Origin of the sequence: Paenibacillus taihuensis, from assembly GCF_003386535.1 — a bacterium.
Classification (GTDB): domain Bacteria; phylum Bacillota; class Bacilli; order Paenibacillales; family Paenibacillaceae; genus Paenibacillus_Z; species Paenibacillus_Z taihuensis.
In genome coordinates this window covers 1-24082 of the sequence record NZ_QTTN01000068.1, presented here as the reverse complement: position 1 = coordinate 24082, position 24082 = coordinate 1, and the positions used below count along the sequence as shown (strand labels likewise).

Here is a 24082-nt window from a genome sequence, read left to right as displayed (position 1 = left end):
GACAGCTTGCACCGTCTTTCCCAACTCAACCATGCAGTCAAGTTGCGTATCCGGTATTAGCATTCGTTTCCGAATGTTATCCCGGTCTTACAGGCAGGTTGCCTACGTGTTACTCACCCGTCCGCCGCTAACCTTACCCGAAGGTAAGATCCGCTCGACTTGCATGTATTAGGCACGCCGCCAGCGTTCGTCCTGAGCCAGGATCAAACTCTCCATAAAGGCGAAATGGCGGAGCCATTTGCGCCAAATGAATTCGCTTGTTAGCTCATTCAAAAAACTAGCTTGTTTCAAGACCTTTTGACAGGTCGCTCATTGTTCAGTTTTCAAGGAACAAATTGTTTCATTTTCTCGCCGGCGTCTCGGCCGGAATTAGAATATATCATAGATTCAAAACATATTGCAAGCATTATTTTTAATTAACTTTATCTGAAGTCATTATCTCTATAGCGCGAATAACAAATAACCCCTCGTCTTGTTCGATCATGACGAAGGGCTTATTTCAACTCCTAACCTTTTAAACTCATGTTCACTATATAGATTGGTCCTCCATCAACGCCAGATAAGCTGCACCGAACATTCCCGCCAAGTCGCCGAGCTCTGCAGGCACAATCGGCAATTTTGGCGATTCTACATACACATTCATCGTACAGCGACTCACATAGCTGCGAATCCGTTCGAACAGAAACTCTCCTTGCTGCGTCACAGCACCGCCAATAACGATGGCTGTAGGATTGAACGCGTGAATCAAATTTGCGAGTCCGATCGCAATGTACTGCGCATACCGCTCGACGATATGCAGTTCAACCTCGCCCCCGCTGCGAGCTCTTGCAAAGAGCGTTTCCGGCGTTTGGGGCTCCATTCCTTCTTGGGTCATCTCGCCAATAAGTCGCTTAAGTGCCGTCACAGATGCATATTGCTCCCAACAGCCGCTCAGCCCGCATGTACACGGGAAGCCCTCTAGCTGCTGAACGATTTGGTGACCATACGCTCCGGCATAGCCCGTTCGCCCGCGATAAGGCATCTTCTTCTCTATCAGACACCCTCCAATACCGGTGCCAAGGGTAATGCATAAGAAGTCATCCCAGTGACGTCCTGCACCAAGCCACACTTCTCCCATCGCCATCGCATTCACATCATTATCCACGACGATAGGCATTCCGCATTTGAGCTCAAGCTCTTCCCGCAGACGAGTACCGCTCCATCCAGGCAAATTGTCGGTTGCAAACCCGATGACGCCCTCCCGGTTGACATAGCCAGCCGTTCCGATGCCGATGGCCGATATCTCAATTTGAGATGACTGCGCATAGGAACGATACATCGAGATTACTTCTACAATCTGATCGAGCAGCGCATCCTTGCCTGCTTGCGCCCTCGTAGGAATCGTATCGTAACGAAGGATCGTGCCGCTCTTCGTTACGATGCCTGCTTTCATATTCGTTCCGCCTAAATCAATCCCGATTACGGCTGCTTGGCTCATCGCTTCACCTCAATTCGTCCGGTTCGCGCGGATGAAATCCATGTAGTCCCGGTACAGCTTCGGCGAATCCGGATGCCCTGCGTGCGCCGCGCTATCCGGCTTGTTCAACATCCCGAGATATTGATAGCATAAAATTTTGTCCACATACTTCGAAGCCACTTCAAGCTGCCCCTTTACTCGTTCGAACGGAGCCGGATGCAGCACCTTCCCATGGAACTTGAAGATCTCAACATCCGCCCACAGCGGTTTGCCTGCGCGGTCATGCGCTTCCCTAAGTCCGCTATAGATTTCATCCAACTCCGCAACGATCGTCTTGTTCACGCCGACTTCGTCTTGATAAGCAATATAATCGGCGTCCAGCGCGCGCAGTTGATGAACGAAGTGATCATCCGGCTTGATCGTACGTGTCCCGAAAGGCGCAAGAAGCACCTGCTGCGGACCTTTCTTCCGGCAATGGTTCGCAAGCGTGTTGACGTATTCCAAATACGGCTCGGGATAGTATTGCTCAATTGCCGCTTCAACCGGAAAATACCATCCCTTGAAAGATGGATGGTGTCCGTAACGCTCCGATAGCTCGGTGGCAAAATCAAAACGATAGCGCGTCGAATCTCCCCCGCTGGCGAAGCCGTGCATAATCGGCGTCTGGAAGAAGCCAAGCCCGAGATATACGGTTACGCCCAGCCGGTCCGCTACTCTAAGCACCACTTCAAGCGGATCGGGACAGACAAGGTTCCATCTGTACTTAATCACTTCAGAGGGATAAAACGTCTTGCCATGCAGCGCAACGGACATCAGAATGAGGGTGTCCATTCCCGCTTCAACCATCTCGGTTATTTTCAGCTCCCAGTCGCCTGCCTGAAACTGATCGGTGGTCGCGTTCCAATGATCGCCCTCGTAAGGATTGGGATGGTGAAAATCGAACCAGGTGCCGGAAATCGGCATAATCGATTTGTTTGCCATGTACGCTCTCCCTCGCTTCACAAGAATCCTTACCCTACCCTTTAATCCCTGTCAAAGTAATACCCTCGATAAAATACTTCTGCGCGAAGAAGAACATTACGATAATCGGCAGCGTGAACATTGCCGATGCCGCCATCAGTAAGTCCCATTCCGTATAATGCTCCGCCATAAAAGCCTGCAGCCCGAGCGTAAGCGTGTATTTCGCGTTATCATTCAAATAAAGGAGCGGACCAAGAAAGTCAGACCATGTATACAGGAAGGTGAAGATGCCGACTGCTGCAAGAGCCGGCCGACATAGAGGCATCACGATGCGCGAGAATATCTTCCACTCGTTGGCCCCGTCTATACGCGCCGCTTGGATGAGCGTGTCCGGCAAAGTCATAAAGAACTGTCGAAGAAGAAAGATGTAGAACGGCGCGCCGGTAAACGTCGGAATAATTAACGGCCAATAAGTGCCCACTAGCCCGAGCTTCTGATAGATCATATAAACCGGTATCATCGTTACTTGGAAGGGCAGCAGCATTGTGGCGACGACGATGGGAAAAATGATGCCCCGCCCCTTCCATTCCACCTTTGTGAGCGAGTACGCCACCAGAGAGGACGAGATGATCTGCCCGATCACGCTCATGACGGTAACGAACAGCGTATTCATCGTGTAGCGCAAATACGGAATCCGTTCAAACACCCTCGCGTAGTTGTCCCAGTGAAAGACGCGCGGAATAATCGTTAGATTCGAGAGCGAGATTTCATTCAATGATTTCAGCGACGTGCCGAGCAGCCATAGAAACGGAATGACGAATATGGCGCTGAGCACGATCAAAACCGTATGCGAAGCGAAGGATGCGCGAAGCTTTCGGACGGCAGATCCGGTCATCGTTATTCGCCTCCGTACGTGACTAATTTTTTCGCCCCTTTAAATACCGCCCACGTCACGACTCCGACGCAGATAAACATCAGCCAGGCCATAGCCGACGCCTTGCCCATCTTCAAATAGTAGAACGCATTATGGTACAAATACACCGCATAGAGAAGCAGCGAATTCTCTGGTCCTCCGATTTGCGCGCCGTTCAAGCCCCCTGAGCTGCCGATAACCAAATACGCTTGAGAGAAATATTGAAAGCCGTTAATGAGCTGCATGATGAGCTGAAACAGAATAATCGGCGAAATGCCTGGCAAGGTAATATGGAAAAACTTCCGAAGCGTGCTCGCTCCGTCAATCTCCGCAGCCTCATACAACGCCGCAGATACATCCTGCAGCGCTGCCAGGAAGATGACGATGACGTTGCCGACAGCCCATACGCCCATAATAAGGAGCGAAGGCTTCGTATAAACCGGATCGCCCAGCCAGCTCGGAGCGTACAGCCCCAGCTTGGACAGCAGCGTGTTCAACAAGCCATATTGACCGTTCAAAATCCAGATCCACAATAGCGTGGAAGCCGCTATCGGCACAATCGTCGGCATATAGAAGAGGGTTCGGTAGGCTGCCATGCCCCGTACTTTCAGATTGAGCAGCAAGGCTGCCAGAAGCGCGAAAGCCAAATTCAGCGGGGTACCCAGAAGCGTAATAAAGAGCGTATTGCGCATGCTCTTCCAGAATAAATCGTCATGAAAAAGCTCTGTATAATTGTCCAGCCCAACGAATTTAGGCGGTTGGAAGGCGTTGAACGAAGTGAACCCGTAATAGAAGCTCATCACGATCGGGTACAGCGTCAAGCCCAAGAAGCCAATGAGCCACGGGCTTGCGAACAGCAGCCCTTTAAGCGTGTTTCTCATATGCGCGAGCCTCCTTCCCGTTCAAGCGGCCCCGCCTTCTTTCTCGCAGGGCCGCTTGCAGGGGATTCTATTTCAAGCTGCCGGCTTTCTCATCCGCTTCCTTCAACGCCTGCTCAGCCGTTTCTTTGCCGTTAACGGCAAGCTCGAATTGGTCAGAAATGAGCTTCGCATATTCCGTTTGCACCGAAACAGCCGGGAATGATTTCAGATTCGCATTTGTCGCGGCATCCGCAAACACCTTGAAGTCCGGAATATTCTGCAGCCCAGGATCGTTGTAGACGGAAGTGCGGGCAGGCAAGTTGCCGAACATCGTATTGAACTTGGTCATCGCTTCCTTCGACATGAGCCAACTCATGAATGCCCATGCGCCATCCTTGTTCTTCGCATTTTTGGCAATGAAGAAGGTCGATGCGCTTACTTCTCCGCCGCCAGCCAGGTTTGGCTGACCGTCCGGACCAGGAAGCGGCGCGATGCCGTAATCCAATCCCTCGATCTTCAGCGCGTTCTTCACGGTGTTGCCAAACCAAGGCCCGTCAAACCGAATCGCTTGGTGACCGGAGATGAACGGATCTGTCGCATCCAGGTACTTCGCCGAGGAGTTGAATTTCGTGATGTTGTCTACACCGAATTTATCGCGATATTGCTTCATTAGATTAATCGCCGCAAGCGTGCCCGGATTGTTAGGCGTTAGCTTACCGTCAGTTGTTGCAAAATCGCCGCCGAGCGCAAAGCTCATTGGGTTGACGTAATAGACGAGCGGGAAGTCCGGGAAGCCCATGACTTGAAGCGTCTTGTCGTCATTCACCTTAGTCAGCTTAATGGCGTCATCGAGCAGCTCCGAAGCCGTGGTCGGAGGATTCGCGATCCCCGCGTCTGCAAACATTTTCTTGTTATAGAACATCATGTAGAAGTTGACGTTGATCGGCAGCGCATATTGCTTTCCGTTATATTGACCGCTCTTCAGCGCACCTTGCACAAAGTCCGATAGATCATAGTTGTCTTTGGCAATGTAATCGTCAAGCGGCTCTAGTATCCCTTTCTCCGCGTAGGAGGCGGTGTTCGAGCTGAAATTGTCGGTAATGTCGGGACCATTGCCGCTCGATAGCGCAACGATGACCTTCTGCATATCAGGAACGGACAAGCCCTTGACCGTATACAGATCTTGGCTGCTGTTAAACTCCGCTATGAGCTTCTCCATGTTCTCGCCTTCAGTCCCGCCCCACAAATACCAGAAGTTCACATCGCTGCGTCCCTTCTTCGTCTCGTTAGTCGAGCTGCTCGAAGTATTCGTACTGCTGGATGAATTCGTTGTATCTGCCGCATTCTTGGTGCCGGAATTGTTCGATGAAGACGTATTGCTTCCGTTCGAGCCGCAGCCTGCTAAGGCGACAGAGGTTAAAGCTGTAATCATAATGCCGATCGATGCTTTCTTCCAACTGCTAGTGACCATGGTTTACCCCTCCATTATATTTGTTTGAGCTAACCTAATAGAGCATTCGCATGATGGTATAGCTGGTTTCATCCGCCAGTATAAATCTGAGCTCATTATAACAGCGGTTAATTCTGGTTGTAAATATTTATTCCACCATTTATGTTTATTTTGGTGGTTTTCCACACTTTATGAAAATAAATAAAAACCTCCTGCCCGAACCGTGATTTGCTTAGGATTGCAACATTGCAATACCGTCTGTTCGCACTAGGAAGTTTTTGTGTGCACCCCATTGGTACGGAGCGCTATTAGTATAACTTGTCGCTGACCGCCTTCGATGTCAGCTCAATCGCTTGATAGGCCTTCTCCTTGCAGTGAATGGCAACCGCCGTCGCTAATATATCAAGCACATGAATTTGCGTGAGCTTAGATCGGAACGCCCCGCCCTGCAGAGGCGATTCTTTGGAGCAGGACAACAGTACCGCGTCCGCATACTGTGTAATTGGCGACTTCGCATGGCTGGTAAGACAGATGAAGAAGACGTTGTTCTCCTTCGCCAAACGCACCGCATCAACAATATCCTTCGTGCTGCCGGAAGTCGAAACCGCAAATACGACATCATTCTTCGTTGTTAGCGTCATGGCCATGGCCATGACATGCGAATCGGTGATGAGCTCCGTCTGGAAGCCTAGCCGCATGAATCTGTATTTGGCATCCGCAGCGGTGTACGATGACGATCCGACTCCGACGAAGAATAGTTTGTTCGCCTTTGCAATGGCGTCGATTGCCTTCTGAAGCTCGCGCATATCCAATAGCGCCAGCGTATTGTCGAGAAACGTCTTGTTCTCAATCGTAATCTTGTTCGCGATCGTCGCAAGATCGTCGCCCTCTTCAATTTCGCTGTGAACGCTTTTGACGGGATTGACCAGCTCTTGCGCAAGCGATAGCTTGAACTCCTGATATCCGCGAAAACCAAGCTTACGGCACAAACGCAGCACGGAAGTGTCGCCTACATCGGCTTTCTCGGCCAGATCCGTCAGCGTGGCATAAACGACGCTTTCCGGGTCCTCTTGAATGATATCGGCAATCTTCTGCTCAGTGCGGCTTAACGATTTGTACATGCTCGCTATGACCAGCAGAGTATTTGAACCTTCTTGCGTCTTCGAAAACTTAGATGCCATGAGCGCCTCCTGCGAAACTTTCCTCTTATGGACCAAGTATAGTTGGAACTTTTTTTCTTGACAAGACACCCAGTTACTTCTGTTTAGAAGGATTCCCTACAAAGCAACACTGTTGATTGCTTCTACGAAATGCCTTGTTATCAGCTCGGGGCGCGTTATGGCTCCGCCAATGACAATCGCGTATGCGCCATGCTGCAACAGGCGCACTGTTTGCTCTTCTGTGCGGATTCGTCCTTCAGCAAACACCGGTATCGGCACCTGCCGCGCCAGCTCAGATACAAGCGCGAAATCAGGCTCCGCGGACTGCGCGCTGTACGGTGTATATCCCGATAGTGTGCTTGAGATGATGTCAAATCCTAATTTATGCGCATAGATGCCTTCTTCGACTGTAGAGACATCAGCCATCAGCATGCAGGACAGCCTCTCTCTTGCACGCAGGACAATCTCGCTCAGCGATTCTCCCCTTGGCCTGTGCCGCAGCGTCGCATCAAGCGCTACAATCGAAGCGCCGGCTTTGGCTACCTGCTCCACATCGGCATACGTCGGGGTAATATAAACATCCGAGTCAGGATACGACTGCTTCCATAATCCGATTACGGGGATGTCAACCGCACGGCAAACCGCTCGAATATCATCCGGCGAATTGGCCCTTATCGCAGCCGCTCCGCCTTTCTGAGCCGCTATGGCCATCTTGCTCATCGTATCGCTCCCATACAACGCTTCGCCCGGAAGCGCTTGACAGGACACGATCAACTTTCCTTTAAGGTCCTGCAATCGCACCGAATGACTCATCGTTTGAACACCTCCTGTCGCAAAAGAATGGGATTCATCGAATGTTCAAGAAGCGTGGTAAAACTCCAATTGTCGTGTTTATGGTGGTTGTTTCCTCCAATTATAGGTTGATTTACAGATGCTGTAAAGAGGAATTTTAGTGTGCGGAATAGCGTTCGTCGAGAAAAAAAACGATTGACACTCCAATAGGAAGAAGGTAATCTGGCGTTATGTAGAAGAAAACTCCTTTTATTAAATTTAAAATGAAGGTTTATTTCTTCTGCACCATTTTTTATAAGGGAGGTTTTTTATGAAACGAAGTCTTCTCTCGCTTCTTACTGTCTGGATGGCCGTACTCACGGTAGCCGGTGTGCTTGGACTTCCCCCGAGTAAAAGCGCAGCGGCAGGCACGAATTTGCTTCTAGGCAAATCGTATAGCGCCTCCATCGCTGCGGACGCCAGCTACCCCGATACCGGGAATGCCGAGCTGACGAACGGGACCTATGCCTCCGCCCTGCTTGCGGATGCCGCATGGCAAGGAAGATTCAACGCAGCCACCTACAGCTTCACCGTGGATCTCGGCTCCGCCCAGTCGTTTCAAAACTTCAAGTCCGACTTCTACAAATACACGGGAGCCGGCGTGCAGACACCTACGCAAGTACAATACAGCTCTTCCACAGACAATGTTAACTACACTGCCGCCTGCACCGTATCCCAGCAAGGTTCGGGCAGCGACATCGTATCCGTTCCCTATACCTGCTCCGCTCCTTCTACGATCTCCGCCCGTTACGTTCGAATGACCGTTACAAGCGCTGCAAGCACTTGGTCGTTTATTGACGAATGGGAAGTGACTCCAGCCTCTTTATCCACAGCCGCACGTTTAAATGGAACATTCCTCCAGCCGGATCTCGCCAATACTTGGACCAGCACGCAATGGAACACCGAATATCAGAAAATGATTGATGTCGGCATCAATCAGATGGTGCTTCAATGGACAGCGAACAGCAAATCCAGCACAACCGTTTACCCGACTACCGCTTTGTCCGGGTATACCCAGAACACTTCCTCCGATATCGTATCGAAAGTGCTAAGCCAAGGAAATACATATGGCGTCGATACGTATCTGGGCCTGCAGTTAAATGAGGATTGGTTCGGCAAATACGCAAACGATAATACATGGCTGACGAATGAAGCGAATTTGGCAAAGACACTTGCCGGCGATCTATATGCTAAATACGGCAGCAATGCCTCGCTCAAAGGGTTCTACTTATCGTTTGAAGTCGATAATTGGAATTTCCCGACTTCGACGGAATGGAGCCGGATGAATACGTTCTATCAGACGGTGGCCGGTTATATCAAATCGCTTAATCCTTCTCTGAAAGTGATGATCTCGCCATTCTACAACACTTCCGGAGGACAAACGACCAGCGGCTGGCAAACGATGTGGGAAGCGATTCTCCCGAACAGCTCGCTCGATATCCTCGCGCTGCAGGACGGCGTTGGCGCCGGTCACGCAGTAACAAGCCAATTAGCTTCCTGGTTCGCTGCTACGAAAGCGGCGATCACGAATGCCCGGCCTTCAATGGCGCTTTGGGACGATGCGGAAACATTCAATCTTGATTTCCAGCCGATGGACCTATCCACGCTCGTCGCGGATATGAATGCTGCCGCGTCCTATGTCACGAATTACTTGAGCTTCAGCTTCAACCATTACATTAGTCCGCAGCAAGTGAATCCGCTCTATTACACGACTTATCAGAACTATGTCCAATCCGGCTCGATGGATGCCTCGGCACCGACGACGCCGACCGGACTCGCCTCTTCATCGACGACCTCCATATCGACGCACTTGAGCTGGACCGCTTCTACTGACGGCACCGGAGTTGTGGGTTACAAAATCTATCGCAATAACGAAATCGTCTCTACCTCTTATTCGGCAGGCACGACATTCGACGATAGTCAATTAAACTCCAGTACGACCTATACGTATAAAGTGCAGGCGTTTGACGCTGCAGGCAACAACTCCGCGATCTCTTCTCAAATCTCAGTCACCACCTTGGCGGGTACCAGCTATCCGACGAATCTGGCATCTGGCAAAACCTATACGACTACGCTTGCAGCTGATGCTTCGTATCCGGACAGCGGCGGCGAGCTGACGAACGGCAGTTTCGGAACGACGACCTATTCCGATGCCGCATGGCAAGGCCGGAACACCGGCAGCACCTATTCCTTTACGATTGACCTCGGTTCGTCGAAGTCGATCAAAGAGATTTCCGCCGATTTCTTGCAGGTGAAATCCGTATTTATTTTGCTGCCGAAATCCGTGACTTTCTCCACGTCCGCGAACAATACTGCCTTTACGCAGGTCGGTGTCGTCAACAAGCCGGCCGTCAGCTCCAGCGACCAGACGAAAACCTATAAAGTGGCCGGACTCAGCAGTGTTTCGGGCAGATACGTCAAAGTAACGGTTGAGCCAGCCAGCAGCGCATGGACCTTCATCGATGAAATCCAAGTGAGACAGTAGTTTCGTAGTTTCTCAAATAGAACAAGAACGCCCTGCTGCCTCAGCAGGGCGTTCTTCCGCTCAGCCAATTCACGGCCTACGATAATCTCTTAACTCAACCCTAAGACATTAGCTACTTGCATTCAAAACCGGAACTAGGCGAAAATAGACGTAAAGCATAATGAAAGAAGGCATGCCCTTGAATTTAAAATCAAAAATCGTGTTGAGAGCGTTACAGCCAGAGTTGATAGCGGATATAAATAGGACAAACGAGCCTTTTACGCTGTTCGGACGAGTTGTACCCCAGTTGCAGAACGGGAAATGGACCTACGAGGAGCTGCTATTCGATGAATCGAAGGAAACCCGCTTCCCCGATGATCGACTGAACTGGGACGATTACATCGACCAAGAGAACAAAGCCTTGTTCTTGGCCTATGACGGACAGGCGTGTGTCGGGCAAATCCGAATTGTTCGCGATTGGACCCGGTATGGTTACATCGAGAACATCGCAACGGTTCAGGCTTACCGGGGGAGAGGAGTCGGCAAGCTGCTGCTGGATCAAGCTGAAGCATGGGCTATGGACAGGCAACTGCTTGGCTTGTCCTTGGAAGCACAGGACGACAATCTCGCTGCATGCCGCTTTTATGCCAAACACGGTTTCATGCTCGGCGGCGCGGACACCCTTAAGCAGGCAGGCAATCCGAACATTGATACGACTTTGTATTGGTACAGACTTTTCAGTCAGCAATGCTAGCGATGCTTAGTTAATAAAGCAAAAGCGGCAGCCTGCAGGAAATATCCTGAGCTGCCGCTGCAACAAGCGTGATTCGCCTCTTCGCACTGTATTACCGCTTCGCCTTATAAAACTCATGATACAGCTTCATCAACGCCCGCTTCTCGATTCGCGACACATACGACCTCGAGATCCCCAGCTCCTTGGCGATCTCTCTCTGCGTCCGCTCTTCTCCGCCTGTCTCCAAGCCGAACCTCGCCACAATGACTTCCCGTTCCCGCTCATCCAGAATGTCCAAGTTTCTGTAGATCTTCGACTTCTCGATTTGCAGCTGCACTTTCTCGACGACATCATCATGATCGGTTCCGAGAATATCGATTAAAGAGATTTCATTGCCTTCTTTGTCCGTGCCAATCGGATCATGCAATGAAACATCTTTATTGGATTTCTTCTTCGAACGCAGGTGCATCAGGATCTCGTTCTCTATACATCGCGCTGCGAAGGTAGCCAGCTTCGTTCCTTTTCCCGGCGAATACGACTCAATCGCTTTGATTAATCCGATCGTGCCGATGGAGATCAAGTCCTCGGTGTCTTCCTTGGTATTATCGAACTTCTTCACCACATGCGCGACCAGCCGTAAATTATGCTCGATCAGAATATTTCTGGAGTTCTGATTCCCTTCCATATACAGCTGTATATGTTTTGTTTCTTCATCCTCGCGTAAAGGCTGAGGGAACGCATTATTTTTGACGTACGAAACAAGAAGTGTCAGCTGTTTAATGAATAAGGCAATCGCTGCGAAAAAACCAGGCATAACGACTTTCCCTCCTTCAGATGACTGAATCACTTTGACATAGGAACAAGTAACGGCAGCTGCTTAAACAAAAGACTGTTCTACAGTGTATGTAGGCAGTGGCCTAGAAGTGCATGTACCATCTGTACGAACTAAAGAAAGAAGCCCCGCTCCGCGCCAGCAGCGCTTCGCAAGGCTCCATCTTTTATTGCTTAGACGCTTTCCAAGCGTCGATTTCGCGTTGCATCTCGGCGAGCAGTTTATCGATGCCCGCTTGCTTCAGCTTATCGTTAATTTTCGGCAAATAATCGGCAGGGTCAACCATTCCTGTAATCAGGCCGGAGTAGAACTCGTCGACGACCGACGCCGTCTGCGCGAGCTCGCTCTTCACATTCGTCGGATCGAACGAGAAGCCGAGCAGCTTCGATTGAATCGCAGCCGCATTTTTGTCCGGGCCTGCAGGGTACCATTTTGGTAAGCTGATTGCTGCTGTCGAGGATATAGAGCTGGCTGTTCGTGCTCTCGTCCATTTGATTGACCGCCTTGATGTTGTTGACGAGCCAATCCAGATTAATATTCAGAATAACGGCGCCGTCTATATGCTTCTCGCTGTCCATCGTCTCGTACATGATGTAGCTCAGCACGGTCTGACCGTCCATCTGACGGACAATCGCCCGCAGCGCCGGAATATGATCATAAGAGTCCAGAAGGTTATCCAGCCCTACATCCTTATGAAACAAGTCGCCATAGGTGGAGCAGTACAGCTTCTTATGATTGTTATAAATATAGATCGAGTGCAGGAACGGATAGTTCGCTATGATCGACGCATTCAGCTTATTAATGACGCTCAGACTCTCGTATGTCTCCTCGTAGTTGAGATACATCAGCGCTTTGACATCATTGTTGCTGTACGTGGACAAGGTCAAATTGCGAATCATCGTATCGAGGTAATCGATATTGCACTTCACCTGCGACAGCACCTTCTGGCTATTGTTGTATTCGCTCTTGAACACATTTCGTTCCACGTTGTAATAAATGAGCGCAGACAGCGAAGAGACAATCAGCAGCGTAATGCACGTCATCCATAGGAAGATGCGGACTAAATATTTCTTCGAGCGAAATTTCAGCTTCATCAGCTTCATCCTCCACTCCCCCGGCTTTGCAGCAAGACAGCCGACGTAGAGCTGCCGAGGGCGAATTCAGCTTTGCAAATTTGGCCATAAACAGCCGCTTGCTCCTGTTTGCCCCGAATCAGATGCAGCAGCTGCTTCGCCGCAAGCTGTCCCATCATAGAGAACGGCTGATTCATACCGGTAATGTCTCGCTTCAACCGGCGATTTAAGTTATCTGCGTCGTAAGTCACCAGCGACAGATCCTCCGGGACGCGAAGACCCAGCGCCTGCTCAATGGCAGGCAGTGCCGCCTCAGCGACCTGATCTTTCGAGGTGAATACCGCCGTGAACCTCTGAGCCTGAGCCTCAGCCTTAACCTTAGCCGCCGAGAGCTTCTCCCCAATCTTCACTGCATACTGGGCAAAATCCGCTTCCGTCAGCTTTTCTGAGCTCGTAGGAATAAACAGCTCATACTCATCCTTATACGGGAGACCGGCATCCGCATATGCCCGCTTGAAACCGAGCAGCCGATCCTGGCTCGTGCTTTAATCCGAATTCCGGATAAACAGAATCCGCTCATGACCAAGCGCAATGAGCCGTTTCGTCAGCCGATACGCCCCGGCAATGTTATCGCTTGCAACAAACGGAATATCAAGCTCATACACATGGCGATCGAGAAAAATAACCTGTGTCCCGTTTCGCTCCAGCGTCTCGATTAACGCAGCAAGTTCTTCATTGTGCTGCGGTCCTGTAGGCGGGCACATGATGACGCCATCCACGTTCTTCGTCATCGCCCCTTTGACTAGTCCCCTCAGCTGCTCCATGCTTTCGCCGTAGCTCGAAGGCAGCAGGTGAAAGCCATGCTGGCGCAGCACATCCTCGATGCCGCGCAGCGCGCTCGCCCATAACGGATTGTCGATCCCGATGACGTATGCGGCGATCAGCCCCGAACCCGCCTCCGCTCCCTCCAGCGTGACACCGTTGTTGACAAACGTTCCTCTGCGGTTATCCCGCTTCAGGAGCCCGGACTGCGTCAGCTCCTTCAGCGCTTTCTCCACCGTATTGACGCTAACGTCGTAGTATTGCGACAGCTCGCGGCTGAATTGAAATGATACAGGGGGAATTTATTTGGAAAAACGCTTCCTAGCAAGGAATGAATTATAGTACGATAACTACTAACACTAGCCAAAAGGAAGCGAAGAGATGCCTGTCAATTTAGCTTATTTCTTGTTCTTCTACGTCTTTCTGTACATGGGCAATGCCGTCTATGGGACGTTCATCCCGCTCTACTTCCAGCATGTCGGGTTCACGCAAGCACAGATTGGAACCCTGCTCAGCCTCGGTCCGCTCGTCGCCATTATGGCTCAGCCGGTTTGGGGACTGCTCAGCGACCGTGCCAAGACCAAGAACAGCATTCTATTGATGCTCATCGCCGGAAGCGGCTTGACGGTGCTGCTGTTCCCGCTCACCAACGTGTTTCTGCTGCTGCTGTTCTTCATTTGCGTATTCACCTTCTTCCAGTCGTCGATCTTCACCATCAGCGATGCGGTTACATTGGAAGCGCTCGACAAGCGGGGCTCCGGCAACTTCAGCCTCATTCGGATGGGAGGCACGTTCGGCTTCGCGATCATGTCGATTGTGTTCGGACTGCTTGCGCAGAAACGAATCGACCTGCTGTTCATCGTCTACACGCTTATACTCGTCGTTTGCCTGCTGCTCGCGCTTCGTTTTCCGAAGATCGAAGGTCATCAGAAACGCGGCGCAAAAATGCCGGTCTGGCTGCTGTTCCGCAACCGGAAGCTCATGCTCTACATTTGCGCGAACTTCGTATTCCAGATTACGCTCGGCTACTATTACGCCTTCTTCCCGCTCTACTTCAAAGAGCTAGGCGGGGACAGCGCTTGGCTCGGCTGGTCGATGGTTATTTCCTCGCTTAGCGAGGTTCCGTTCCTGCTGCTGTCGAGCCGCATCTTCAAGCGCGTGCCGGTCTCGCTCATTCTGCTTGGCGCCGGTACAGCCGCCGCGCTGCGCTGGTACTTGTATTCGATCGTGCACCATGCCTACTTGCTGCTGCCGATCCAGGCGCTGCACGGACTGATCTTTATCGTCCTGTCCGTCACGATGGCGATCGTCATCAATAAGGAAGTGCCGAATGAGCTCAAAGCAAGCGGCCAGACGCTTAACGGCCTGCTCTCGATGGGCGTAGCCCGCATTATCGGCAGCTTCTTCGGCGGTTTTGCGAGCGAAGCGTTCGGCATGCGCCAAACGTTCTTCTACAACTCGATTGTGGCGACGATCTGCATTGTCATCTTCGCCTGTGCCTTCTGGGTCCAGCATGCACGGGAGAAGATAAAAAGGCCGCCGGGCATCAGCCAGCAGCCTCAATAACGATGAATTCGTGGAGTCAGCGGAGAGATCTGCTGGCTTCTTCTTTTCTGCAAAATCAAAAGGGAGAGCATCTGCCCTCCCTCCTCAACTACACCAATACAGGCACCTTACTCGCAATCTCTGCTAGTGTGACCGGTCGGTTCTCCTTCATCGAGAGGTATGCGCCGAACACCATCTGCATCGTCTTCAAATTGTCCTCAACGCTGTTCTCCGGCTCCCGATTCTCTTCCACTGCGCGCATCAGCTCGCCCATCGTTCCCATGAACGCATGCGGGAACCATTTGCCATGCAGCTGCGGTGTGAACCAGTAATCCTCGTGAATCGCTTTCGTATGAAAGCTGAGCGTATCTTCGCGGCCGACCGGATAGTTGTACAGCGATCCGTTCGTCCCTTTAATAATGCCTTGCGTTCCTTCGAACCGGTACGTCGCGTACCAATCCTCTTCTGTCGCGATATGGTTATGATTGTCATGGATAATACCGCGTGCTTCGCCGGCGAACTTCATATGTAACAATGTCCGCGTCTCGCCAATCGTCTGCTGACCTGGAAAACGCGCGCCGTCTGCATAAACATACTCCGGCGTACCGAACAAGAAGCGGATGGCATCCATGTAGTGGATGCTATGGTACATGAACTCCAGCGTCGGCATCTCCCGCAGCCAGCCCCAGTTCGCAAAGTCCTGCTTCACATTCACCTGAATCGATGCCTGCAGCAGCTCGCCCAGCCAGCCGCGCTTGATGATCGTATGGCTCGCGCGAATGCTCGGCGACCAGCGCATCTGCTGGTTGACCGCGCCTTTCACCCTATATCTCGCGCATGCGTCGCGAATGCGTACCGCCTCCGGATACGATTCCGCGAGCGGCTTCTGACACAGAATGTGCTTGCCGGCAGCAGCCGCACGTTCGGCGATCGATGGCTGCACCTTCGCAGGAACAGCCAGGTCGGCGAACTTCACTTCAGGATCGGCAAGCAGCTCCTCGAGGCTCCGATACACCTTCGGGATACCGAACTTCGCCGCGAGCTGCACGGCGCGGTCTCTATTCATATCGAAGATGCCCACGACACGCAGACCGGCCATCTCATAGGCTGGCAGGTGACATGCTTCGATGATTTCGCCTGCGCCGATGATGCCGATGCCCATCTCCTTATTGGCAGGGAGCTGCGGCTTATATTCCAGATCGAGCCAATCTTTGGCCAGCTTCTTCATCTTCTCCAACCTCCGTCTTGGCGTTTACAAGCTTGGTCCGATCCGGTTAATGCTGAACTCCTGATGCCCCAGCACTTCCGCTTTCGTCCATTTGCCTTCGGCAACCTCTTTAATTTCTTGCCAGATTCGGTCTCCGGCTTGTTCAAGGCTGCCGGTGCCATCCAGCATATCGCTGACGTCGACATCCATGTTGTCCTCCATATTACGGAACGTCATTTTGTTGCCTGTAATCTTAATAACAGGGATAACCGCTGCGCCAGTCGGCGTTCCGCGTCCGGTTGTGAAGCAGACAATATGCGCGCCGCCGGCTGCCATACCCGATACGCACTCAATATCATTCCCCGGGGAATCCATGAAGTAGAGACCATGGTCCGGGATATTTTCCGCATATTCAATTACGCCTTGAATCGGAGCTTTGCCGCATTTGCTAATGCACCCGAGCGACTTCTCTTCAATCGTGGACAAGCCGCCGGCGATGTTGCCAGGGCTCGGATTTCCGCCTCGCATATCAGCGCCCATCCGCTGCACTTCATCCTCGAAGCGGTTCACGATGTGATAGAGCTGATTCGAAACTTCCGGCGTTACGCAGCGCTCTGCGAGCAGATGCTCTGCGCCGATAATTTCCGTCGTTTCGCCGATAACGATAGAACCGCCTTCAGCGATAAGCGAATCTGCTGCCGCGCCAAGTGCCGGATTCGACGACAGTCCGGACGTTGCATCAGAACCGCCGCATTTTACGCCCACCTTCAATTTGTTCCATGGTACAGGTACCTTCTCTTGCTTCTCGAGGTCAGCCATCATGCGCTTCGCAAGCTCTGCGCCATGCGAAATCGCCTTGACCGAACCGCCAACGGATTGAATATCGAAGAATTCCACCGGCTTGCCGGTCTTACGTATCTCTTCCGCAAGCGCTGCAGGGTCGACAACTTCACAGCCGAGACTAATGATGATCACTGCACCTACGTTCGGATTCTTACCGGTGCCCGCGAGCACGTCGAACGTACGGTCTTTATCCGCGCCGATTTGGCTGCAACCGTGCTGATGCGGAATCGCTACTCCGCCAGGCACCATTTGCATGATCCGGTTACACACTTGGTTGGAGCAAATAACGGTAGGAATGATTAGCAGATGATTGCGAATGCCGATATCTCCATTTGCACGTTGATAGCCCATGAATGTTCCGTTCATCATTGTGCTGCCGCCTCCTTCGAACCGAGGTCTCCGCGTCCGCGAATCCCTTCGATGTTATGCACATGTACATGCTGGCCGACTGTGATCGACACAACAGCTCGTCCAATGACTTCCCCATATTTGCGCACATCTGCGCCTTCTTCCACAGCGACCACTGCCACCTTATGACCAAAAGGAATATCGTCCACTACCGTTACCGCTCGCAAACCTTCTGCATTCCGGTACTGAACTGTTTCCCCTGCCTTCATATCGCGCAGCGCCGTCGCTACATGATCGCGTTCATCCATATAAAGCGCATCCGCGCCTGATTCAATCCGATGCTCCAACTTCAAAGTCCCCTTCCAATTGAGTCCGATCTATTTTATATTATAGAAACGAGAATACAGAATATAAATAGTCGATTCCGCTGAAAATATACCTTTTTTTGTCCTACCTACCTCTTGCATAAGGAGCTGAAGCCATTATGAATCCGCTTCGCAAACATTTTGACGTCGATACGTCGCTTCCGGTCGAGCTTGTCCTGCGAAGCACGAAGAATACGCAATCCGAGCTGCCGGACCATCTGCACGACTGGTTCGAAATCATCTACGTTCACAGCGGCTCCGGCACGTTCTTCATTAACCACACCTTCTATGAGATGCAAGCTGGCGATCTGTTCCTCATTCCCGGCAATACGATTCATCGGACGCTCCCGAATCCGGAGCAGCCGATTACGTCATCTGCGATGTTCTTCAGCAGCCAATATGTGCAGTCTGCCGCTATAAGTAAGGAGGCCTTCTCTTATCTCCGATGCTTTGAGCTAGCCAAGTCGAATCGGCATTATAAGCTTGAGCTGCTCGAGGCGGAACAGCAGCGGCTTGAATCGGCGATCAACGAGATGCAAGAGGAGCTCCGGCTGCGCCAGCCCGGCTACCGGCAAGCCGTGTTGCTATTGCTCCAAACGGTCCTGCTTCATCTGAACCGTAAAGCGAATCCCGGCCAGATTGCAAAGGATTCGCACAGCGGGCATAACAGCCCGCCATGGATGCAGGCAGCGCTTAACTATATTGACTCGCATCTCATCGAGGATTTACAGCTGACTGCTATGGCTCGCCGCGCCGCTGTAAGTCCGTCCTACTTCTCCAGAACGTTCAAGCAGATGACCGGGCTTAGCGTAACTGAATTCATCATTGCGAAGCGAATCACGCTTGCCAAAGAACTGCTGCTCACGACCGACCACACCATCGCGGAAATTGCAGGTCAATGCGGCTTCGAGAGCCTCCCGCATTTCTATCGCATGTTCAAGAAGTTCGCCGGCAGCACTCCGAATCACTATAAGCGATCCGTATAATATCGCACGCGCATAACCAAAAAACGCTGCAACCGCCGGAGGGTCGAGTACTTCTCCCTTTTGGCAGTGCAGCGTTTTTTTCATTTCACTCTTTTATCATATTATATTTCATTCATTATTTGAGATCGGCAGGGAACACAAGTCCTTGCTGGCGTCTCGCCTCGTCCAGCACCTTCATTACCGCAAGCGAATTCGCATGCGTGTTCACCGGAGATTGCCGCTCACCTGTACGGATCAACTGCATGAACTGCTCCGCTTCATAGCTCATTGTCGGCCGATCGTCCGGTTTCGATAGATCCTCGATCCGGCCATCGCGGTAACGGATTTGGACATGCTGCGGAATGTTGATGCTGTCGATCGTCATCGTGCCTTCTTCGCCTTGAATTTCCGCAAGCAGCGAGGAATTCGCAATTTTCGAATACATGATCGTTGCATTCATGCCGGCATACTTCGCGATTAACCCGCCCTGTCCGTCCACGCCGGACTCCAGCATAATGCCGTTCGCTGCAATCTCCTCTGGTGCGCCAAACAATACGACCATCGGATAGATACAGTATACGCCGAGATCCATGAGCGCACCGTTCGAGAACTCCGGCTTGAATGCGTTCAGCACGGTACCGTTCTTGTACGCATCATAGCGCGAAGAATATTGGCAGTAGCTTGCAAAATACCGCCGAATCGTTCCCAGCTTCGGCAAATTGTCCTTCACCGCCCCAAAGCCTGGCAGCAGCGTGCTCTTGAGTGCCTCCATGAACACCACATCGTGCTGCTTCGCCGTATCGATCATCTGCTCCAGCTCGCTCGCGTTAGACGCTGCCGGCTTCTCGACCAGCACATGCTTGCCGCCGCGCATAAGGAGCATCGCCTGTTCGGCATGGAATGAAGTCGGCGAAGCGATGTATACCGCGTCGAGTTCTTCGCTTGCAGCCATGTCAGCCAAATTCGTAAATGTGAAGGGAACGCTATGTTTTGCAGCGAACGTGTCTGCTTGCTCCTGCGTTCTGGAGTAGACTGCAGTAAGCGTGAATCCTTCCACCGTTCTAGCTGCCTCAATAAATTGATCCGTAATCCAGTTCGTACCGATAACGCCAAATCGTATCATGCTCATGCTGTATGTCCTCCACGTAATTAGAAATTTAACCGGTAAATCGCTTTATTTTCGAGCCCTCGGATCGGAGCCGTCCACGACTCATCGTCAGGAATCGTTGCAAAAGCATCCTCAATCATCTGCAGCTTCGCATCCATCGAGTCGATATGATGCAGTGCGACTGCTTCTGCAAGCTGCGGCTGAACCGGACTGCCCCACTCGCCCAGGTTATGATGCGAGAGGACCAGATGCTGCAGCGCCATGATGCGCTCACTGTCCGGGTTCATGCCAAGCTGAAGCGCCGCTTCCGTGATCCACAGCGATGCCTGCGAAATATGCCCGATCAGCTTACCCTGCGTGCTGTAGTCGGACACAATGCCAAGCTCGGACACCATCTCGACCGGCTTCGCGATATCATGAAGAATAATGCCCGCCTTGATCAGATCCGCATTGAGAAAAGGACGCTGTTTGCACAGGAAAGCGCCTATTTCCAGCATTCTCACAATATGATACACCAATCCGGCGTAATATGCATGGTGATGCGACTTCGCCGCTGGGGCATGAAGCAGCCGATCGCCGATTTTGTCCAAGCAGTATTGTACGACTGCACGAATGTCGTTATCGGTAATACTGTCCGTTGTCGCTTGAACAGTCGCAAGCAATTCGCTCGGTTCGACTGGAGCAGAGCGAATAAACTCCGTTAAGCTGACGCCATCTGCCTCCGTCGTCTTGCGGATGCGCACGATCTTCACCTGCAGCTTGTCCCGATACAGCTGCGCTGCGCCTTGCACCTTTACGAGCGTCATCGCCGGATAGCTTACTTTATCTGACTCGCTCGCATCCCACAGCTTCGCCGCAACCGCCCCTGTTGAATCGGACAACGTCAAATTCATAAAATCCTTCGGCGGCGTCGTATTCGTCTGCTTCACTTCGCTCTCCTTGATGAGATAGAAGCCGACGAACTCCTCACCGTCGCGTAAATCACGTACATTCGTCATCACTAAATCTTTCATGCACATAACCTCCAACATCCTGCTGCTTATCTCAATACAATTCGCGAAGGAGGCTGTATTTTCCTCTAAAAGATCATGTAAAAAAACCATACCGCCCGATCAGCATCGGTTCAGTATGGTTTAAGTGATCATTTATCGAAGCTTCGTCAGCAAATTTCGTACCATACGGTCCAGCATCTCTTTCGGCAGAAAAGGAGCGAGTCTTGCGACAATATCTTGATTGATGGTGCCAGACTCCGCCAGGTCAACCAGCCTCTTAATGTTATCCTCCTGTAAGAAAGGCGCGAGCGAAACAATCGTATGAGCTTCAATATGTCCTTCTGCCACCCGTTCAACCAGTCGATTCAGTGTTTCTTCACTCAAGAAAGGAGCGAGTACTTGCACGATTGACCAATCGATAGCGCCATCCTCCACCTTTTGCACTAAACGGTCAAGCTGCTCCGATTCGATAAAAGGTGCCAGTCTTGCAATGTGCTCCAGCTCCAATTGATCATGCGATGCTCTATCGACGAGCTTGCCGATCATGGCCGAACTTGCGAACGGTGCTAGACCACGGATGAGCTCCAAGCTGATATCATCATTTTCCAGCTTCTCTATCATTTCATCGACGGTTTCCGTGCTCAAGAATGGCGCAAGCTTAAGGATCGACTTGATTTCATGCTTCGTACTTGAATCTTCTTCGTCCGCGTGAGACTCCTCGTCGTTCTCTGCTTCAGCTTCAGCGACTTGCTCCTCATCCTCTGGAAGCTCTTCTTGCTCCACGTTCGCTTCCGCCTCTACTGCTGCAACTTGAACAACCTTCTTCTTCTCGCCAACAAGCAGCTCTTCTATTGTTACATGAAGGAGTTTGGTGATCGGTGTCAGCAGACTAATATCCGGCATCGATTCGCCGCGCTCCCATTTGGATACAGCCTGATGGGTAAGGCTTAAGTGCTCGGCAAACTCCGCTTGCGTCATTCCTTGTTCTTTTCTAAGCTTCGAAATAAATGCTCCGATCTTATACATATCCATCGTATTGAACGCCTCCGCTCGGCAATTTGTACAGTGCGCACTGTCTGGATGTAGAATAGCACAGCCACCAATGCTGGCCTATCAAGCGTCAGTTGAACAAGTTAATTCAACTGCTGGTTGAACCGCTTTCTGGCTGCCTCTCGAATAGAGGACCATCATAGGGACACTCATCAGAAACGAAATCACAATAAAGATCAGCGGAATCTTCGCATTAATCGAATATGCCCAACCGCCTATCAGTCCTGCTGGGAATGTGAAAATAAGTATGAGCACACCAAGGATAGAAAAGATTTTCGCTCGATTGTCATCGTCTATTGCATTCTGAATCGATGATTCCAGGTATGGGCTTGCGAGAAGTCCGCCAATTGCCATTACAACCGTACTCGTGATCGTAGCTGCAATGTTGCCTGGTCCCGCTGCCAGCAGAATAATGAACGATGCTGCAGAGATCAAGAAGCCCCACATCATGTACCGGTTGGCTAGCTTCTCCTTCAGTCGCGGTGTTGCTGTGAGCAGGAATACAATCATCGCCGCAGACGAAATCGCCGGGAAAATCGAGATCAGCGCGTCGTTGATATTGAGCGCATCGACCCAGTACACCGAGAGATACGTATTACGAAGCGTCATCTGGAAGTTAAATAAAATGTACACGCCGAAAATAATCATAAGCGGTTTGTTCGTCACGATCAGCTTAAGCACACTCTTGTACTCGATCATTGTATCCGAGAAGCTGATCTTCGAGCTCTCCTGCATTTTCTTCAGACCGATTTCCGTCTCATGCGTGGAGAAATGCCGCGAGATCATCATGATGGTCATCCCGATACAGGCGATGACATACATGATCCGCATCCCCGGAACGAGTGAAAAATGGTTCACAATCAACCCGCCAAGCGGCGCGAACAATCCGCCCACGACATTAATAAACATGAGAATCGTAAAGACGATGGACCGATTCTCCGGCTTCGTATCTTCAACGAGCAGACAGTACCATGCCGTTGTCGGCACGCGTTGGAAGCTGTTTACGATTGCCGCGGCCAGGAAGAACCAGAAGTTCTGCGATACCGCCCATATTAAAGCGGCGACACTCCAGCTCAAGAGGTCATAGACGAGCAGCGCCTTTCTTCGGCCCATCTTGTCCGTCAAGTGACCGCTAATAAGCGCCGTGAAAATTTGGATCGCCATGCCGATGGAAGTGATGAGTCCAATCTGCGTTTCATTTACGCCAAGCTCCAGCATATAGATTGATGCATACGTCATGTACATATTGTACGGAAGCAAAAATAACGGCTCATACAGCAAGCAATTTCTTGCGTTGCCTTGTATCCTTCTCCACACAAGCGGCATCTCCTTGATATAGTTGCTTTTATTATTTCAGTCCATGTTTGCGCAGCTCAAGACCAAGCTTACCGACCAGCATGTAGCCATACATGCGAAAATCAGCCCGTAGCGACCAGACCGGATGACCGAACGTTGCCGGCTTATTGCCTTCAATGAAGAAGTGGCTGATCCATGCAAGCCCGTATGCGATAACCGGAGCGAGCAAGAACATCCGCCACTCGATCAGGAAGCTGGCAATAATGCAGAGCAGTACACAACTTGTCCCAACAAAATGCCATCCCCGAGTCGTCGCCTTGCTGTGCTGGGATAGATAGAAAGGCCAAAACTCCTCATAGCTCTGAAAAGAAGGCTTCGTTGCTTGTGTCGTCATATCGTTGTTTCCCTCCAGAAGTAAGTAAAAAAACCATAACAGAAAATGTACGAAAGCGCTATCGTAAAATCCTACAAAAACGAAATAACCGACCATACGAATATGGTCGGTTATCTGTGCTTGGCGACGTTCTACTCTCCCAGGACCCTGCGGTCCAAGTACCATTGACGCTGAAGGGCTTAACGGTCGTGTTCGAGATGGGTACGCGTGGTTCCCCTTCGCTATTATCACCAAACTAGGCATTTTTGCTTTAGCAAAAGATGCGTCAAAGCTTGCGCTTTGAAAACTGGATACGAACCTTTGCGAAGTTCTTTGCTTGGATGAACTTGTTTAGGATAAGCCCTCGACCGATTAGTATTCGTCAGCTCCACACATTGCTGCGCTTCCACCTCGAACCTATCAACCTGATCGTCTT

At 51.2% G+C, this 24082-nt stretch carries 24 protein-coding genes and 3 rRNA genes; 4 read left to right on the top strand and 23 right to left on the bottom strand.

Annotated elements, in window-relative coordinates; all coding sequences use genetic code 11:
• The 8 genes from A8990_RS30340 to A8990_RS30305 all read right to left on the bottom strand — a co-directional run.
• Positions 1-219, bottom strand: a 16S ribosomal RNA gene (locus tag A8990_RS30340); the annotation flags it as partial.
• 310 nt (positions 220-529) lie between these two features.
• Positions 530-1477: an ROK family protein gene (locus tag A8990_RS30335; protein ID WP_116192755.1), complete on the bottom strand. Its 948-nt coding sequence runs from the start codon at positions 1475-1477 to the stop codon at positions 530-532.
• A 9-nt stretch (positions 1478-1486) separates the two neighbouring features.
• Positions 1487-2437: a DUF4434 domain-containing protein gene (locus tag A8990_RS30330; RefSeq protein ID WP_245996312.1), complete on the bottom strand. Its 951-nt coding sequence runs from the start codon at positions 2435-2437 to the stop codon at positions 1487-1489.
• A gap of 34 nt (positions 2438-2471) precedes the next feature.
• Positions 2472-3311 carry a carbohydrate ABC transporter permease gene (locus A8990_RS30325; RefSeq protein ID WP_116192754.1) on the bottom strand — a complete coding sequence of 280 codons (840 nt, stop codon included), beginning with the start codon at positions 3309-3311 and terminating at the stop codon, positions 2472-2474.
• 2 nt (positions 3312-3313) lie between these two features.
• Positions 3314-4210 carry a carbohydrate ABC transporter permease gene (locus tag A8990_RS30320; protein WP_116192753.1) on the bottom strand — a complete coding sequence of 299 codons (897 nt, stop codon included), beginning with the start codon at positions 4208-4210 and terminating at the stop codon, positions 3314-3316.
• 67 nt (positions 4211-4277) lie between these two features.
• Positions 4278-5660 carry an ABC transporter substrate-binding protein gene (locus tag A8990_RS30315; RefSeq protein WP_116192752.1) on the bottom strand — a complete coding sequence of 461 codons (1383 nt, stop codon included), beginning with the start codon at positions 5658-5660 and terminating at the stop codon, positions 4278-4280.
• Between the two features lie 287 nt (positions 5661-5947).
• Entirely contained in the window at positions 5948-6820 is an 873-nt protein-coding gene (locus A8990_RS30310; protein WP_116192751.1) for a MurR/RpiR family transcriptional regulator, read from the bottom strand.
• 96 nt (positions 6821-6916) lie between these two features.
• On the bottom strand, positions 6917-7612 hold the full coding sequence (locus A8990_RS30305; protein WP_116192750.1) for an N-acetylmannosamine-6-phosphate 2-epimerase: 696 nt from the start codon (positions 7610-7612) through the stop codon (positions 6917-6919).
• A 289-nt stretch (positions 7613-7901) separates the two neighbouring features.
• Here A8990_RS30305 and A8990_RS32550 point away from each other — a divergent pair, with 289 nt between their 5' ends.
• Together A8990_RS32550 and A8990_RS30295 are read left to right on the top strand one after the other, a co-directional pair.
• A complete protein-coding gene (locus A8990_RS32550) occupies positions 7902-10115 on the top strand; it encodes a DUF4434 domain-containing protein (RefSeq protein WP_116192749.1) in 2214 nt (737 codons plus the stop codon).
• Positions 10116-10401: 286 nt separating this feature from the next.
• Positions 10402-10848 (top strand): GNAT family N-acetyltransferase, encoded by a 447-nt coding sequence (locus A8990_RS30295; RefSeq protein ID WP_342772953.1) that lies wholly within the window; start codon positions 10402-10404, stop codon positions 10846-10848.
• A 91-nt stretch (positions 10849-10939) separates the two neighbouring features.
• Here the strand turns inward: A8990_RS30295 and sigK are convergent, their stop codons facing one another.
• The 5 genes from sigK to A8990_RS30275 all read right to left on the bottom strand — a co-directional run bounded on the left by sigK (position 10940) and on the right by A8990_RS30275 (position 13823).
• The gene (gene sigK, locus A8990_RS30290) at positions 10940-11641 is read right to left on the bottom strand and encodes an RNA polymerase sporulation sigma factor SigK (RefSeq protein WP_116192747.1); all 702 of its coding nucleotides are present in this window, start codon (positions 11639-11641) and stop codon (positions 10940-10942) included.
• Between the two features lie 184 nt (positions 11642-11825).
• A complete protein-coding gene (locus tag A8990_RS32860) occupies positions 11826-12011 on the bottom strand; it encodes a DUF3502 domain-containing protein (protein ID WP_425463945.1) in 186 nt (61 codons plus the stop codon).
• Entirely contained in the window at positions 11938-12753 is an 816-nt protein-coding gene (locus A8990_RS32415) for a cache domain-containing protein (RefSeq protein WP_245996311.1), read from the bottom strand. The genes A8990_RS32860 and A8990_RS32415 overlap by 74 nt, the downstream gene beginning before the upstream one ends.
• A 5-nt stretch (positions 12754-12758) precedes the next feature.
• Positions 12759-13259, bottom strand: coding sequence for a substrate-binding domain-containing protein (locus tag A8990_RS30280; RefSeq protein ID WP_116192745.1), 501 nt, complete (start codon positions 13257-13259; stop codon positions 12759-12761).
• 18 nt (positions 13260-13277) lie between these two features.
• Positions 13278-13823: a GntR family transcriptional regulator gene (locus A8990_RS30275; protein WP_281272536.1), complete on the bottom strand. Its 546-nt coding sequence runs from the start codon at positions 13821-13823 to the stop codon at positions 13278-13280.
• Positions 13824-13935: 112 nt separating this feature from the next.
• Here A8990_RS30275 and A8990_RS30270 point away from each other — a divergent pair, with 112 nt between their 5' ends.
• Positions 13936-15120 carry an MFS transporter gene (locus tag A8990_RS30270; RefSeq protein WP_116192743.1) on the top strand — a complete coding sequence of 395 codons (1185 nt, stop codon included), beginning with the start codon at positions 13936-13938 and terminating at the stop codon, positions 15118-15120.
• Between the two features lie 88 nt (positions 15121-15208).
• Here the strand turns inward: A8990_RS30270 and A8990_RS30265 are convergent, their stop codons facing one another.
• From A8990_RS30265 to A8990_RS30255, 3 genes are read right to left on the bottom strand one after another with little or no spacing between them, the layout of a single operon-like run.
• Positions 15209-16327, bottom strand: a complete 1119-nt coding sequence (locus A8990_RS30265; protein ID WP_116192742.1) for a Gfo/Idh/MocA family protein — start codon at positions 16325-16327, stop codon at positions 15209-15211.
• Between the two features lie 24 nt (positions 16328-16351).
• Entirely contained in the window at positions 16352-17515 is a 1164-nt protein-coding gene (locus tag A8990_RS30260) for a UxaA family hydrolase (RefSeq protein ID WP_116192758.1), read from the bottom strand.
• Positions 17515-17844, bottom strand: coding sequence for a UxaA family hydrolase (locus A8990_RS30255; protein ID WP_116192741.1), 330 nt, complete (start codon positions 17842-17844; stop codon positions 17515-17517). The genes A8990_RS30260 and A8990_RS30255 overlap by 1 nt, the downstream gene beginning before the upstream one ends.
• 137 nt (positions 17845-17981) lie before the next feature.
• Between A8990_RS30255 and A8990_RS30250 the strand changes: the two genes are divergently transcribed.
• Entirely contained in the window at positions 17982-18848 is an 867-nt protein-coding gene (locus tag A8990_RS30250) for an AraC family transcriptional regulator (protein ID WP_116192740.1), read from the top strand.
• A gap of 115 nt (positions 18849-18963) precedes the next feature.
• Here A8990_RS30250 and A8990_RS30245 read toward each other — a convergent pair whose 3' ends face one another.
• From A8990_RS30245 to A8990_RS30215, 7 genes are all read right to left on the bottom strand, one after another.
• Positions 18964-19950, bottom strand: coding sequence for a Gfo/Idh/MocA family protein (locus tag A8990_RS30245; RefSeq protein WP_116192757.1), 987 nt, complete (start codon positions 19948-19950; stop codon positions 18964-18966).
• A gap of 26 nt (positions 19951-19976) precedes the next feature.
• Positions 19977-20933 carry a 3'-5' exoribonuclease YhaM family protein gene (locus A8990_RS30240; protein ID WP_116192756.1) on the bottom strand — a complete coding sequence of 319 codons (957 nt, stop codon included), beginning with the start codon at positions 20931-20933 and terminating at the stop codon, positions 19977-19979.
• A 147-nt stretch (positions 20934-21080) separates the two neighbouring features.
• On the bottom strand, positions 21081-21959 hold the full coding sequence (locus tag A8990_RS30235) for a helix-turn-helix domain-containing protein (RefSeq protein ID WP_116192739.1): 879 nt from the start codon (positions 21957-21959) through the stop codon (positions 21081-21083).
• Positions 21960-22040: 81 nt separating this feature from the next.
• Positions 22041-23294 (bottom strand): MFS transporter, encoded by a 1254-nt coding sequence (locus tag A8990_RS30230; protein ID WP_245996310.1) that lies wholly within the window; start codon positions 23292-23294, stop codon positions 22041-22043.
• A gap of 31 nt (positions 23295-23325) precedes the next feature.
• Positions 23326-23667 (bottom strand): Mpo1-like protein, encoded by a 342-nt coding sequence (locus tag A8990_RS30225; RefSeq protein ID WP_116192737.1) that lies wholly within the window; start codon positions 23665-23667, stop codon positions 23326-23328.
• Between the two features lie 118 nt (positions 23668-23785).
• Positions 23786-23902 (bottom strand): 5S ribosomal RNA (rrf, locus tag A8990_RS30220).
• 96 nt (positions 23903-23998) lie between these two features.
• A 23S ribosomal RNA gene (locus A8990_RS30215) occupies positions 23999-24082 on the bottom strand; the annotation flags it as partial.